General features: G+C 64.6%; 8 protein-coding genes. 6 read left to right on the forward strand and 2 right to left on the reverse strand.

Features of this window, described 5'->3' with window-relative positions:
- The first annotated feature begins 11 nt into the window (after positions 1-11).
- The 4 genes from ptsP to WMW70_RS03120 all read left to right on the forward strand — a co-directional run bounded on the left by ptsP (position 12) and on the right by WMW70_RS03120 (position 6,103).
- On the forward strand, positions 12-2,879 hold the full coding sequence (gene ptsP, locus WMW70_RS03105; RefSeq protein WP_341436040.1) for a phosphoenolpyruvate--protein phosphotransferase: 2,868 nt from the start codon (positions 12-14) through the stop codon (positions 2,877-2,879).
- Positions 2,879-3,814: a 1-phosphofructokinase gene (pfkB, locus tag WMW70_RS03110; RefSeq protein WP_341436041.1), complete on the forward strand. Its 936-nt coding sequence runs from the start codon at positions 2,879-2,881 to the stop codon at positions 3,812-3,814. Before ptsP ends, pfkB begins: the two co-directional genes overlap by 1 nt.
- Before the next feature lie 24 nt (positions 3,815-3,838).
- Positions 3,839-5,566, forward strand: coding sequence for a fructose-specific PTS transporter subunit EIIC (locus WMW70_RS03115; RefSeq protein ID WP_341436042.1), 1,728 nt, complete (start codon positions 3,839-3,841; stop codon positions 5,564-5,566).
- Between the two features lie 120 nt (positions 5,567-5,686).
- A complete protein-coding gene (locus WMW70_RS03120) occupies positions 5,687-6,103 on the forward strand; it encodes an endonuclease domain-containing protein (protein WP_341436043.1) in 417 nt (138 codons plus the stop codon).
- Positions 6,104-6,251: 148 nt separating this feature from the next.
- Here the strand turns inward: WMW70_RS03120 and WMW70_RS03125 are convergent, their stop codons facing one another.
- Positions 6,252-7,835 (reverse strand): peptide chain release factor 3, encoded by a 1,584-nt coding sequence (locus WMW70_RS03125; RefSeq protein ID WP_341436044.1) that lies wholly within the window; start codon positions 7,833-7,835, stop codon positions 6,252-6,254.
- Positions 7,836-8,310: 475 nt separating this feature from the next.
- On the opposite strand from WMW70_RS03125, the gene WMW70_RS03130 reads away from it, so the two are divergent.
- Entirely contained in the window at positions 8,311-9,474 is a 1,164-nt protein-coding gene (locus WMW70_RS03130; RefSeq protein WP_341436045.1) for a type III PLP-dependent enzyme, read from the forward strand.
- 84 nt (positions 9,475-9,558) lie between these two features.
- Here the strand turns inward: WMW70_RS03130 and WMW70_RS03135 are convergent, their stop codons facing one another.
- A complete protein-coding gene (locus WMW70_RS03135; protein ID WP_341436046.1) occupies positions 9,559-11,793 on the reverse strand; it encodes a TonB-dependent receptor domain-containing protein in 2,235 nt (744 codons plus the stop codon).
- Between the two features lie 338 nt (positions 11,794-12,131).
- Here WMW70_RS03135 and WMW70_RS03140 point away from each other — a divergent pair, with 338 nt between their 5' ends.
- Positions 12,132-14,249, forward strand: coding sequence for a TonB-dependent receptor (locus tag WMW70_RS03140; RefSeq protein ID WP_341436047.1), 2,118 nt, complete (start codon positions 12,132-12,134; stop codon positions 14,247-14,249).
- Positions 14,250-14,270 lie beyond the last annotated feature (21 nt).

Genomic DNA, 14,270 nt, shown 5'->3' on the forward strand with positions numbered 1-14,270 from the left:
AGAACAATAAGATGCTCGAACTGAATGCCGCTCAAATCCAGATGGGCCATAGCGCCCCGAACAAACAGGCGGCGCTGGCGCTGCTGGCCGAGGCGCTGAGTAGTGGCGGGCTGGTCGCCCCCGGCTATCTGGCCGGCATGCAGGCTCGCGAGGCGCAGGGTTCGACCTACCTGGGCCAGGGCATCGCGATTCCCCATGGCACGCCACAAACCCGTGACCAGGTGCACTGCACCGGCGTGCGCCTGATCCAGTTCCCCGACGGGGTGGACTGGGGCAATGGCCAGCTGGTCTACCTGGCGATTGCCATCGCCGCCCGTTCCGACGAGCACCTGCATCTGCTGCAACTGCTGACCCGAGCCCTGGGCGAGGGCGATCTCAGTCAGGCCCTGCGCGAGGCGCGCGAGCCCGATGCGATCGTCGCGCTGTTGCAGGGCGCACCCCAGGAGCTGGCGCTGGATAGCCAGCTGATCGGCCTGGGCCTGGCGGTCGAGGATTTCGACGAGCTGCTCTGGCAGGGTGCGCGGCTGTTGAAAAAAGCCGGCTGCGCCGAACCGACGTTCGCCAATCAACTGGCCCAGGGCGAGCCGCTGCCGCTGGGCAATGGCCTGTGGTGGCTGCACAGCGACCAGGCGGTGCTGCGTCCGGGCCTGGCCTTCGTCACCCCGGCGCAGGCGATCGAGTACCAGGGCCAGCCGTTGCGCGGTCTGTTCTGCCTGGCCAGCCTGGGCGAGGCCCATCGTCAGTTGCTTGAGCGTCTGTGCGATCTGTTGATCGAGGGGCGCGCCGCGGCCTTCAGCCAGGCGACCTCGAGCCGCAGCGTGCTCGAAGCCCTGGGCGGCGAGGTGCCGGCCGACTGGCCTGTGCTGAATATCACCTTGGCCAACGCCCATGGTCTGCATGCGCGCCCGGCGAAGATTCTCTGCGAGGTGGCCCAGGCCTTTACCGGCGAGGTGCGCGTGCGCCTGGCCGGCGAGCCCGGCCCCGGGGTTTCGGCCAAGAGTCTGAGCAAGTTGCTGAGCCTCGGGGCCCGCCGCGGCCAGGCCCTGGAGTTCAGCGCTGAACCAGCTATTGCGGGCGACGCCCTGGCGGCGATTGAGGTCGCGGTGCAGGCCGGCTTGGGCGAAAGTGTCGAGCCCTTGCCGGCGCAGGCCGCAGCAGCTGCCGCACCACCGGCAAACGCCGTGGCCAAGCTGCTCGCGCCGGTTGCCGGGGCGCGTATCCAGGGCGTTGCCGCCGCGCCGGGGATCGCCATGGGGCCTGCGCTGGTGCGAGTGCCGCTGTGTTTCGACTATCCGGCGCAAGGGCAGGGCGCTGCGGCTGAGCGCGAGCGCCTGACTGCAGCGCTGGGGCAGGTCGACGAGGATATCCAGCGCCTGGTCGAGACCCGCGCAGAGGCCAATATCCGCGAAATCTTTATCACCCATCAGGCTATGCTGCGCGACCCGGCTCTGGCCGAGGATGTTGCGGCGCGCCTGCTCCAGGGGGCCAGTGCCGAGGCGGCCTGGCATGCCGAGATCGAGGCCGCGGCGGCGCAGCAGGAAGCCCTGCACGATGCCCTGCTGGCCGAGCGTGCCGCCGACCTGCGCGATATCGGTCGGCGTGTGCTGGCCCGCCTGTGCGGCGTCGAGGCTCCGCGCGAGCCGGATGAGCCCTATATTCTGGTGATGGACGAGGTGGCTCCCTCGGATGTCGCCAGCCTCAACCGCGAGCGCGTGGCGGGCATCCTCACCGCTCGCGGCGGTGCCACCGCCCATAGCGCGATCATCGCCCGGGCCCTGGGCATTCCGGCGGTAGTGGGGGCAGGCGAGGCGGTGCTGAGCCTGGCCCAGGGCACGCCGCTGCTGCTGGATGGCGAGCACGGTCTGCTGCGCGTGGCCCCCGACGGGCAGACCCTGGAGCTGGCTCGACAGCAACGCGAGCAGGGCGAACTGCGCCGTCAGCGCGCCCATGCCGAACGCCTGCAGCCGGCGATCACCCGCGACGGCCAGCGCCTGGAAGTAGCGGCCAATATCGGGGCCAGCGCCGAGGCCGCGGCGGCAGTGGAGGCGGGCGGCGAAGGTGTCGGCCTGCTGCGCACCGAACTGGTGTTTATGGACCACAGCCAGGCCCCGGACCAGGCCGCCCAGGAACTCGAATACCGCCGCGTGCTCGATGCCCTCGATGGCCGGCCGCTGGTGGTGCGGACCCTGGATGTCGGCGGCGACAAACCCTTGCCCTACTTGCCGATGCCGGCGGAGACCAACCCCTTTCTCGGTGTGCGCGGCATTCGCCTCAGCCTGCAGCGCCCGGATATGCTCGAAACCCAGCTGCGTGCGCTGTTGAGCGCGGCCGCCGGGCGGCCGTTGCGGATCATGTTTCCCATGGTCTACGGCGTCGAGGAGTGGCGTATGGCGCGGGATATGGCCCTGCGTCTGCGCGAGGAAATCCCCCTGGCCGACCTGCAACTGGGGATCATGGTCGAGGTGCCTTCGGCTGCGCTGCTGGCCCCGGTGCTGGCCCGCGAGGTGGACTTCTTCAGCATCGGCACCAACGACCTGACCCAGTACACCCTGGCCATCGACCGCGATCATCCGACCCTGTCGGCCCAGGCCGATGGTCTGCACCCGGCGGTGCTGCGCCTGATCGGCATGACGGTGGACGCCGCCCACGCCCATGGCAAGTGGGTCGGGGTGTGCGGCGAACTGGCCGGCGACATGCTCGCGGTGCCCCTGCTGGTGGGCCTGGGGGTCGACGAGCTGAGCGTTTCGACGCGCAGCATCGCCCTGGTCAAGGCGCGGGTGCGCGAGCTCGATTACCGCCACAGCCAGGCATTGGCGCAGCAGGCCCTGGGCCTGGAGAGCGCGGCGGCGGTGCGCGCACTGATGGAGGAGAGCGACTGATGGCACGCATCCTGACCCTGACCCTGAACCCTGCGCTGGACCTGACCGTGCGCCTGCAAAGCCTGCAGCCCGGCGCGCTCAACCGCAGCCTGGGGCAGAGCAGCCACGCCGCCGGCAAGGGCCTGAATGTGGCCCAGGTGCTGGCCGACCTGGGCCACAAGGTCACGGTTGGCGGCTTTCTCGGTGCGGCCAATGCCGGCCCCTTCGAGGCCCTGTTCGCCCGGCGCGGCTTTATCGATGCCTTTGTCCGTGTGCCCGGGGAGACCCGCAGCAATATCAAGCTGGCCGAGCAGGACGGGCGTATAACCGACCTCAACGGCCCGGGCCCGCAGGTCGAGGCGCGGCATCAGGCCGAGTTGCTCGAACGCTTGGAGCAGATCGCCGCGGGCCACGACGCCGTGGTGGTGGCCGGTAGTCTGCCCCAGGGGGTGAGCCCAGAATGGTTCGCTGGCCTGCTGCGCCGGCTCAAGGCCCTGGGCTTGCCGCTGGTGCTGGACAGCAGTGGCGCGGCGTTGCGCGCCGGCCTGGCGGTGGGGCCCTGGCTGATCAAGCCGAATGCGGAGGAGCTGGCCGAGGCCTGTGCGTTGCCGTCCGAGACCGGGGCCGAATTGCATGCCGCGGCGCTGCGCCTGCGTCAGCAGGGCGTCGAGCATGTGTTGCTGTCACGCGGGGCCGAGGGTGTCAGCTGGTTCGGCCCGGACATCGCACTGCAGGCGCAGCCGCCGCGGGTCGAGGTGGTCAGCACGGTTGGCGCGGGCGACTCGCTGCTCGCCGCCACCCTGCACGGCCTGCTGGCCGGTTGGTCGGCCGAACGCAGCCTGCGCCTGGCCACGGCCATTGCCGCCCAGGCGGTGACCCAGATCGGTTTTGGTATTCACGACAGGGAACAACTGGCGCGCCTGGAAGCCGGCGTGACCGTTGCCTCCCTGAATTAAAGAATAATAAAAGAGGTTGTCATCATGAATCTGCTGATCGTCACCGCCTGCCCCAATGGCATGGTCACCAGCGTGCTCTGTTCACGTCTGCTGCAAGCCGCTGCCCAGCGCCTGGGCTGGTCGAGCCAGGTCGAAGTGCATGACCCCAAGGCCATCGGCTCGCCGCTGAGCGAGGCGCAGATTGCCGCCGCCGAGCTGGTGGTGGTGGTCAAGACTGGCGAGCTGCCCCTGCAGCGCTTTGTCGGCAAACGCCTGGTGCAATCCACCCCGGCCGAGGCCCTGGCCGACCCCGAGGGCTTTCTCCGCGCGGCGGCGGCCGACGCCTTACCGCTGCAGGCGTCCGACGCGGCAGACGCGTCCGTCAGCGCCCGGCCGCGGCTGGTGGCGATCACCGCCTGCCCGACCGGGGTGGCGCACACCTTTATGGCCGCCGAGGCTCTGCAGCAGGCCGCCGCGCAACTGGGCTATGAGCTGCAGGTGGAAACTCGCGGCTCGGTGGGTGCGCGCAACGTGCTCGACGAGGCCGCCATCGCCGCCGCCGACGTGGTGCTGCTGGCCGCCGATATCGAGGTGGACACCGCTCGCTTCGCCGGCAAGAAAGTCTTTCGCTGCGGCACCGGGGTGGCCCTCAAACAACCGGCCCAGACCCTGCAGCGCGCCCTGACCGAAGCCGCGCCGCTGGCCGCCGCGAGCCGCGGCGAGACGGCCGTACCGGCCCAGGCCGGGCCCTACAAGCACCTGCTCACCGGCGTGTCCTATATGCTGCCGATGGTGGTGGCCGGCGGCCTGCTGATCGCCCTGTCGTTCGTCTTCGGCATCGAGGCATTCAAGCAGGAGGGCAGCCTGGCCGCCGCACTGATGCAGATCGGTGGCGAGAGCGCATTCAAGCTGATGGTGCCGTTGCTGGCCGGTTATATCGCCTATTCGATCGCCGACCGTCCCGGTCTGGCCCCGGGGATGATCGGCGGCCTGCTCGCCAGTTCGCTGGGCGCGGGCTTTATCGGCGGCATCATCGCCGGATTCCTCGCCGGTTATGCGGCCAAGGCCATCGCCCGCTGGGTGCAGTTGCCGGCGAGTGTCGAGGCACTCAAGCCGATCCTGATCATCCCGCTGCTGGCCAGCCTGTTCACCGGCCTGGTGATGATCTATGTGGTCGGCAAACCGGTGGCGGGTATGCTCGCCGGGCTAACCACCTTTCTCGACAGCATGGGCAGCACCAACGCGATCCTGCTCGGCCTGCTGCTGGGCGGCATGATGTGCGTCGACCTCGGCGGGCCGATCAACAAGGCCGCCTACGCCTTCTCGGTCGGCCTGCTGGCGTCGCAGAGCTACGCGCCCATGGCCGCGGTGATGGCCGCTGGCATGGTGCCGCCGATCGGCATGGCCATCGCCACCCTGATCGCCCGCCACAAGTTCGCCCAGAGCGAGCGCGAAGCCGGCAAGGCCGCCGGTGTGCTGGGGCTGTGCTTTATCTCCGAAGGGGCGATCCCCTTCGCCGCCAAGGACCCACTGCGGGTGATTCCGGCCAGTATCGCCGGCGGTGCCCTGACCGGCGCGCTGTCGATGTACTTCGGCTGCAAACTGATGGCCCCCCACGGCGGCCTGTTCGTGCTGCTGATCCCCAACGCGATCAATCACGCGCTGCTCTACCTGCTGGCGATAGTCGCCGGCAGCCTGCTGACCGGGGTGGTGTATGCCTTGATCAAAAAAGGCGAGGTGGTGGAGCTGGTGGCGGCGGGGGAGAAGGCGTAGGGGCAATTAATTGCTCGCCATTTGTGCCTGGCTAAGATCTTCTCGGTTCCTGCGATCAGTTCCCTCTCCCCCTTGGGGAGAGGGCTAGGGTGAGGGGCGAAGTTCACACGGAGGTGAAGCATGCCCAAAGGCATTCAAAGGCCTACAGCCGAGCAACGTGAATTTGCCAAGCAACTGCGCCATGAGCTGACCGATTGCGAGCAGTTGTTGTGGCGGCATTTACGCAATCGTCAGCTCGGCGGCTTCAAGTTTCGTCGGCAATATCCGTTACCGCCTTATGTGCTGGATTTTTACTGTGCAGAGCTGGGGTTGGCGGTCGAGTTGGATGGTGGGCAGCATTTTAGTGATGAGGCCTTGCGTCGGGATGCTGAGCGCAGCCGCTATCTGGGAAACCGTGGGATTCGGGTGGTTCGCTTTAGCAACCGGGAGATATTGGCGCAGATGCGGGAGGTGCTGGCGGAGATTTTGCGACAGGCGCAGATAGCTGCCCCTCACCCCAACCCTCTCCCCGGAGGGGCGAGGGGGCCGACAGTGTGAAGTCGATGATTGCTGTCTACCTGACTCCATCACTGCAGGGGTAAGCGCGTCGACCGCGTAGGGCCTGCTAACCGTGATATTTCTGTCTCCGCCGAACGGCCCCCTCTCCTTTTTATGGAGAGGGTTGGCTTTTACCTGCGATCAAAGATCAATGATGCTCGCGCGTCGCCCTGAATTTCACATCCGGCCAGCGCTCTTCCATCAGGCTCAGGTTTACCCGGGTCGGGGCCAGGTAGGTGAGGTGGCCGCCGCCGTCCAGGGCGAGGTTTTCCACCGCCTTGTTGGAGAATTCCTCAAGCTTCTTCTTGTCGGCGCACTCGATCCAGCGCGCCGACCACACGGTGATCGGCTCGTAGGCGCACTCGACCTTGTATTCCTCCTTCAGGCGGCTGGCGACCACGTCGAACTGCAGCACTCCGACCGCGCCGAGGATGATGTCGTTGCTGCGCTCGGGGAAGAACACCTGGGTCGCGCCTTCCTCGGCCAGCTGTTGCAGGCCCTGGCGCAGTTGCTTGGATTTCAGCGGGTCTTTCAGGCGTACGCGGCGGAACAGTTCCGGGGCGAAGTGCGGGATACCGGTAAAGCCCAGAGCCTCGCCTTCGGTAAAGGTGTCGCCGATCTGGATGGTGCCGTGGTTGTGCAGGCCGATGATGTCGCCGGCGTAGGCCTCGACCAGCATTTCACGCTCGCTGGAGAAGAAGGTCAGGGCGTCGCCGATGCGCACGTCCTTGCCCAGGCGCACGTGGCGCATCTTCATACCCTGGCTGTATTTGCCCGAGCAGATACGCATAAAGGCGATGCGGTCGCGGTGCTTGGGGTCCATGTTCGCCTGGATCTTGAACACGAAGCCGCTGAATTTCTCTTCCACCGGTTCCACGGTACGCTCGTTGGCGACGCGCGCCAGCGGCTTGGGTGCCCAGTCGACCACCGCATCCAGTACATGGTCGACGCCGAAGTTGCCCAGGGCGGTACCGAAGAACACCGGGGTCAGCTTGCCGTCGAGAAACTCCTGCTGGTCGAACTCATGGCAGGCACCCTGGACCAGTTCCAGCTGTTCGATAAAACGCTCGTATTCGTCACCCAGGTGGGCGCGAGCTTCATCCGAGTCCAGGTGTTGGATGATCTTGGTTTCGGTGCGCTCGTGGCCGTGGCCGGCGGTGTAGACGATGATGTAGTCGTCAGCCAGGTGGTAGACGCCCTTGAAGTCGCGGTAGCAGCCAATCGGCCAGGTGATGGGCGCGGCCTTGATCTTCAGCACCGCTTCGATCTCATCGAGCAGCTCGATCGGGTCACGGATATCGCGGTCGAGTTTGTTGACGAAGCTGACGATAGGCGTGTCGCGCAACCGACATACATCCATCAAGGCGATGGTGCGTGGCTCAACGCCCTTGCCGCCGTCGAGCACCATCAGCGCGCTGTCCACCGCGGTCAGGGTGCGGTAGGTGTCTTCCGAGAAGTCTTCGTGGCCGGGCGTGTCGAGCAGGTTGATCATGTGATCGCGGTAGGGGAACTGCATCACCGAGGTGGTGATGGAGATGCCGCGCTGCTTTTCCATTTCCATCCAGTCGGACGTGGCGTGGCGGTCGGATTTGCGCGACTTCACCGTACCGGCCACGGCAATGGCCTTGCCCATCAGCAGCAGCTTCTCGGTAATGGTGGTCTTACCGGCGTCGGGGTGGGAGATGATCGCGAACGTGCGGCGTTTGGCGACTTCGGCGGCCTGGATGGTCATTTTGCGGGAACCCGTCGACTGATAGTCGGTCTGTCAAAAAAGGCGGCGATTATAACGGTAAACGTCGCCCAGCGCGGCGACCTATGATCAGAGGAGAAAACCACGGATTCTCTGCGCTTTGTGCAGCATTCCTGACGTTTTGTTTTGAATATAAAACGAGCAATCGACAAGACAAGGCTGGTGACGAAACTGCGCTAATTATTGATTGATCTCAGCCCCCCATGGCCCTAAAGTTCGCGCCCGAACGTCCATGCTGGCAACGATCCATCCGGCTCAAGTACTGACGACGAGAGACCCCGCAGGGTACTCGGCGACATGCCTTGGGAAGTAGGCGAACCAAAGTGGGGATACTGATCAGACGTTCTGCTTGTGCGGCTAAGCCGTCGGGCATCCCTCAAGGCTGAGTAATGGCTAGCGAGTGCTAGGGTTACTTAACTGAAATGTTTTAACTGGTTCTGCCAACTGGAGTCCTAGCATGCCGATCAAGGTCGAAGACTATTACGCACCCGCCACTTTTCAACGCATGAAAGCGTTCGCCGATCAGCACGAAACCCCGTTCGTGGTGATCGACACCTCGATCATCAGCCAGGCGTATGACGACCTGCGCGCCGGTTTCGAATTCGCCAAGATCTACTACGCGGTCAAGGCCAACCCTGCAGTCGAGATCATCGACCTGCTCAAGGACAAGGGTTCGAGCTTCGATATCGCCTCGATCTACGAGCTGGACAAGGTGATGAGCCGCGGCGTCACTGCCGACCGTATCAGCTACGGCAACACCATCAAGAAATCCAAGGACATCCGCTACTTCTACGAGAAGGGCGTGCGTCTGTTCTCTACCGACTCCGAAGCCGACCTGCGCAATATCGCCAAGGCCGCGCCGGGCTCGAAAATCTATGTGCGCATCCTTACCGAAGGCTCGACCACGGCTGACTGGCCCCTGTCGCGCAAGTTCGGCTGCCAGACCGATATGGCCATGGACCTGCTGATCCTCGCTCGCGACCTGGGCCTGGTGCCGTACGGCATCTCCTTCCACGTCGGCTCGCAGCAGCGCGACATCTCCGTGTGGGATGCGGCGATTGCCAAGGTCAAGGTGATCTTCGAGCGTCTGAAGGAAGAAGACGGTATCCACCTCAAGCTGATCAATATGGGCGGCGGCTTCCCGGCCAACTACATCACCCGCACCAACAGCCTGGAAACCTACGCCGAGGAAATCATCCGCTTCCTCAAGGACGACTTCGGCGACGACCTGCCGGAAATCATCCTCGAACCGGGCCGTTCGTTGATCTCCAACGCCGGTATCCTGGTCAGTGAAGTGGTGCTGGTCGCACGCAAGTCGCGTACCGCCGTGGAGCGCTGGGTGTATGTGGACGTGGGCAAGTTCAGCGGCCTGATCGAAACCATGGACGAAGCCATCAAGTTCCCGATCTGGACCGAGAAGAAGGGCGAGATGGAAGAGGTGGTGATCGCAGGCCCGACCTGCGACAGCGCCGACATCATGTACGAGAACTACAAGTACGGCCTGCCGCTCAACCTGGCCATCGGCGACCGCCTCTACTGGCTGTCCACCGGTGCCTACACCACCAGCTACAGCGCGGTGGAGTTCAATGGCTTCCCGCCGCTGAAGTCGTTCTTCCTCTAGGCCGCCCGCTGTTGCCACATAAACCCCGCTTCGGCGGGGTTTTGTGTTTCTACCGGGGCGCACCAAGGCCCGCCATAGGCGGGCTTAGAAGCTGAGGTTGGCCGACAGCCACAGGCGGCGACCTTCTTCCAGGGTGCCGGTGGTGGATTGTGCTGCCTGGATATAGCTGGAAGCCCAGCCGGTGCTGCCGGTATTGGTGGTGTAGGTCTTGCCCTTGGTGAAGTCCTTGTCGAAGACGTTGTACAGGGTGGCGTTCAGCGTCAGGTTCTCAGACGCCCTGTACGAGCCGCCCAGGTGGAATACCTCGTAGGCCTTCAGGTCGCCGACCTGATCCTGCAGCGCCTGGTTGGCCGCCGTGAGGTTCTCGTATTTGTCGGTGAAGCGCGCACGTTCGCCGCGGTATTCACCTTTAAACCACAGGGTCAGGCGGTCGCTGGTGGTCCAGTTCAGGCGGGCGTGGGCCATGTGCTCCGGGGTGTTGGTCAGCGGCGCACCTGCGTTGATGCCGCTCTTCTGTTCGCTGTCGGTGTAGGTGTAATTCAGCGCCAGCTTCCAGGCTGGAGCGAACTGCCAGCCGCCTGCCAGTTCCAGGCCCTGGGTTTCGGCTTCGCCGATATTGACGCTCTGGGAGAAGCTCTCCTGGGTGAAGCCGCTGCCCAGGCTGACGCAGCCCGGCTGGTTCGGATTGGCGGTGAAGTTGCAGTTGGCCAACGGCGTGCCGTCGTCGATCTTGTCCTTGAACTTGTTGTGGAACAGCGTGGCGTTGGCATCGAAGCCGGCCAGGTTGTCGAAGTACACCCCGAACTCGGTGTTGGTGGTGATTTCCGGTTCCAGGTCCGGGCTGCCGATGGTGATGGTGCGACCCTGGCCGGTCACGCCGCTGATGCCGTCATGCAGCTGGTTCAGGGTCGGGGTCTTGTAGCCGCGGCTGACGCCGCCTTTCAGGGTCCAGTTGTCAGTGGTGTTCCACACCAGATAAGCGCGCGGGCTGACATGGCCGCCAAAGGCCTCGTGGTCTTCATAACGCGCGCCCAGGGTCAGGGCCAGGTCGTCGCGCAGTCGCCATTCGTCCTCGACGAACAGGGCCCAGGAGGTTTGCTGGAAGTCTTCCGAAGCGATGCCGTCGCTGACTTCGGCGTCCCAGTACTGACCGCCGAGGGTGGCGGTATGCGAGTCGCCCAGCGGGCTGACCAATTTGCTGTCGAAGATCAGGTCGGTGGATTTCAGCTCGCGGTCATCGCCGGCAACGATGGCCGGGTAGCCGCTATAGGCCACGCCGCGGGTGCCGGGGATGGTGCGGCCGATGGTCTCGGTGGTGTTGTGGGTCAGGCTGCTGTCCAGCGTGCCGAAGCCGAGGCGGGCGGTGTGGCTGAGGGCGAGCTGGTCACGCTCGAAGAGCAGTTCGTCGTCGTAGCCGTTGATCTGCGTGGGCCGCTCGACATTGCAGCCGTTGACCGCGCTGCCGCCGTTTTTGCCATCCAGGGTGCCGAGCTGGCAGTCATCGTTGTTGTAGACCTGGCGGCCTTGCTCGAGGTCCAGGGAGAAGTCGTGATTTTCATGGGGGGTCAGGGTCAGCCGCGCCCCGGCGCTGTAGTTGCGACCCTCCACCGGTGAGGCACCGCGCTTGCTGACGGTCGAGTCGTCGTCGAAGCTCAGATCGGATGCGCCCCGGTCAAACAGGCTGCCGCGCACGGCCAGACCGAGCAGGTTGTCGATCAGCGGGCCGCTGGCATACAGGCTGGTGCTGCTGGTTTCGCCGTAGTCGCGATTTTCCTGGAAGGTGTGATCCAGGCTGATCGCCGCGCCCCATTCCTTGGCGACTTTCTTGGTGATGATATTGACCACGCCGCCCATGGCGTCGGAACCGTAGAGGGTCGACATCGGCCCGCGAATCACCTCGATACGCTCGATGGCCGACATCGGCGGCATAAAGCTGGTGGCGGTTTCGTTGAAACCGTTGGGAGTGACGTTGCCCGCGCTGTTCTGCCGACGGCCATCGATGAGGATCAGGGTGTACTCGCTGGGCAGGCCGCGAATGCTGATATTCAGGCCGCCGGTCTTGCCGGTGCCCTGACGCACATCGATGCCTTCAACATCTTCCAGAGCCTGGGCCAGGTTGCTGTAGCGCTTCTGCTGCAGATCTTGCTGGCTCAACACGCTGATGCTGGCCGGGGCGTCGGTGACTTTCTGCTCGAAACCGGAGGCGCTGACCACCACATCTTTCAGGGCAATGGGCTCGTTGGCATGTGCGCTGGCCATAACGGCGCTGGCGAGGGTGATGGCGCTGGCCAGAACGGTGCGGTTGCGGGCGAAAGGCATCGATGACTCCAGGGGTGGGGGTGGAGAAAAGTGATGCGGATGATAATGAATTGCAAATAGGGTTCAATCCTAATGTCGCCGGCACCGCTTCCCGCGCCGTTCGGGTGCGCTGAAAGCCTGTGCCGCTGCGGCTTTCGGCAAGATGTAAATTATGTAAGCGGGGTGCTTTGCTTGCGCTCGACGCGGTGGTGAGGCGGAAAAACAGGGGGCAGGTGGCCGGCAGTCACGCGGGGACGCGCTGATACTTTGGTGCGGATGCTAATGCAAGTGATTCGTAACCCGTGTATGGTGCGCGGCCCTGACGCTTTCACTGCGTAATTCCCCTGGAGGCCGCCCCTGTGTTCTGCCGTTCCCGTCTTTGTCTAAGCATTTCCCTGGTCTGTACGGCCCTTGCGGGTGCCCCCGTTTACGCCGAAGAGGCGGTCGAACTGGAAGCCGTCACCATCAGTGCCACCCGCGCCAAGAGCGAGGCGGGCAAGACGCCGCAGAAGATCACGGTGATCACTCGCGAGCAGATCGAGCAGCAGCTGGCGATCACCTCCGATCACGGCCAGATCCTCAGCAACCTGATTCCGTCCTATTCGCCGAGCCGGCAGAAGATGAGCAGCGCCGGCGAGACTTTCCGCGGCCGCTCGGCGCTGGTGCTGATCGATGGCGTGCCGCAGTCCACGCCGCTGCGCAACAGCGCCCGGGACGGCTACACCATCGATATGGCCATGGTCGAGCGCATCGAGGTGATCCACGGGGCCAGCGCCGAGCACGGGCTTGGCGCTACCGGCGGGATCATCAACTACGTCACCCGCAGGCCTAAGGGCGGCACCCTCCGCCAGCATGCCGGGGTCAGCCTGGAAGCGCCGACTGACTATGAGTCCGCCGGCCTGGGCTACAAGCTGGATTACCGGGTTGAAGGCAACGAGGGCAGTTGGGACTACCTGGCCGCCGCCAGCTGGCAGACCCGCGGCATGTCCTACGATGCCAATGGCACCCTGATCGGCGTCGACGACACCCAGGGCGACATCATGAACTCGGACAGCAGCGACCTGCTGCTCAAGCTCGGCTACTGGTTCGACGCCGATCAGAACCTCGAACTGATGGTCAATCGCTTCCAGATCGAGGGCGAGCACGAGTACGTCAATGTGCCGGGCAACCGCGCTGCTGGTACTCCGGCCACCTCGCGCAAGGGCAGCCCGCCGGGCGAAGCGCCGCAGAACGAGGTGCTGGCCACCAGCCTGAGCTACAAGCATGACGACCTGAGTGGCAATCGCCTGAGCGCACAGCTCTACAGTCAGCGCTTCCGCGCGCGGTTTGGCGGCAACAGCCTGGCGTCCTTCCAGGATGCCTCGATTGCGCCGGTTGGCACCCTGTTCGACCAGTCGCAGAACGAGTCGGACAAATACGGCGGCAAGTTCACCCTGAGCCGCGACGGCCTGTTCGATAACCATCTGATGCTCACCGGCGGCCTCGATGTGCTGCAGGACACCACCAGCCAGATGCTCATCGCCACCGACCGCGAGTGGGTGCCGGAAACCCGGTTCCGCAACTTCGCGCCCTTTATCCAGGCGGAAATCCGCGCCCACGAGCGCCTCACCCTGCACGCCGGGGTACGCCACGAGTATGCCGAGCTGGAGGTGGGCAGCTTCCACACCATCGCCTCGACCACCAAACCGGCCGGCGGTGTCAGTGTCGAGGGCGGTAGCCCGACGTTCGAGGAAACCCTGTTCAACACCGGCCTGGTGTTTGAACTCACCGACTGGGCGCAGCTCTACGCCAACTACTCCGAAGGTTTTGGCATGCCGGATGTCGGTCGCGTGCTGCGTGGCATCAGCCAGCCGGGCATGAGCGTCGACAGCTTTCTCGACCTGCAGCCGATCGTCACCGACAACCGCGAGGTCGGCCTGCGTTTCAACCATGGTCCGTTCGATGCGGAAATCGGTTACTTCGAATCCAATGCCGACCTGGGCGCGCGCCTGGAAAATGTCGGCGGGGTCTATCAGATTCGCCGCGAGCGCAGCGAAATCGACGGTATCGAGGCCACGGCCGGCTGGCAGATCAACCCCGTGCATCGCATGCAGGCCACCTATGCCCAGGTCAATGGTCAGTCCGACACCGACGGCGACGGCAAGGTCGATACCGATCTGGACGGTGCCAACATCTCCCCGGACCGTTACGGCGTCAGCTGGCAGGCCAACTGGACCGACAAGCTGAATACCCGCCTGCAGGCCAACCACTACGCCAGTCGTGGCTTCGACGATCCGGCCCTGGAGTTCGACGGCTATAGCCTGGTCGACGCCTCGCTCGGCTACCGCCTGCCTGTGGGGGAGGCCAGCCTGGGTATCGAGAACCTGCTGAACAAGGAATACCTGACCTATTACGCCCAGGCTGCCAGCAAGCGTGACGATCAGATGTTTATGGGTCGCGGGCGCACCGTGACCCTGGGCTATCGGGTCAGTTTCTAAACATCCGCTTTAAAACCATCG

The organism is Pseudomonas sp. XK-1 (assembly GCF_038069885.1).
Lineage (GTDB): Bacteria > Pseudomonadota > Gammaproteobacteria > Pseudomonadales > Pseudomonadaceae > Aquipseudomonas.

What these genes read in the sequence shown, in the direction of transcription:
- ptsP (WP_341436040.1), top strand. Translation starts at nt 12, where the DNA reads ATGCTCGAACTGAATGCCGCTCAAATCCAGATGGGCCATAGCGCCCCG.
- pfkB (WP_341436041.1), top strand. Translation starts at nt 2,879, where the DNA reads ATGGCACGCATCCTGACCCTGACCCTGAACCCTGCGCTGGACCTGACC.
- WMW70_RS03115 (WP_341436042.1), top strand. Translation starts at nt 3,839, where the DNA reads ATGAATCTGCTGATCGTCACCGCCTGCCCCAATGGCATGGTCACCAGC.
- WMW70_RS03120 (WP_341436043.1), top strand. Translation starts at nt 5,687, where the DNA reads ATGCCCAAAGGCATTCAAAGGCCTACAGCCGAGCAACGTGAATTTGCC.
- WMW70_RS03125 (WP_341436044.1), bottom strand. Translation starts at nt 7,835, where the DNA reads ATGACCATCCAGGCCGCCGAAGTCGCCAAACGCCGCACGTTCGCGATC.
- WMW70_RS03130 (WP_341436045.1), top strand. Translation starts at nt 8,311, where the DNA reads ATGCCGATCAAGGTCGAAGACTATTACGCACCCGCCACTTTTCAACGC.
- WMW70_RS03135 (WP_341436046.1), bottom strand. Translation starts at nt 11,793, where the DNA reads ATGCCTTTCGCCCGCAACCGCACCGTTCTGGCCAGCGCCATCACCCTC.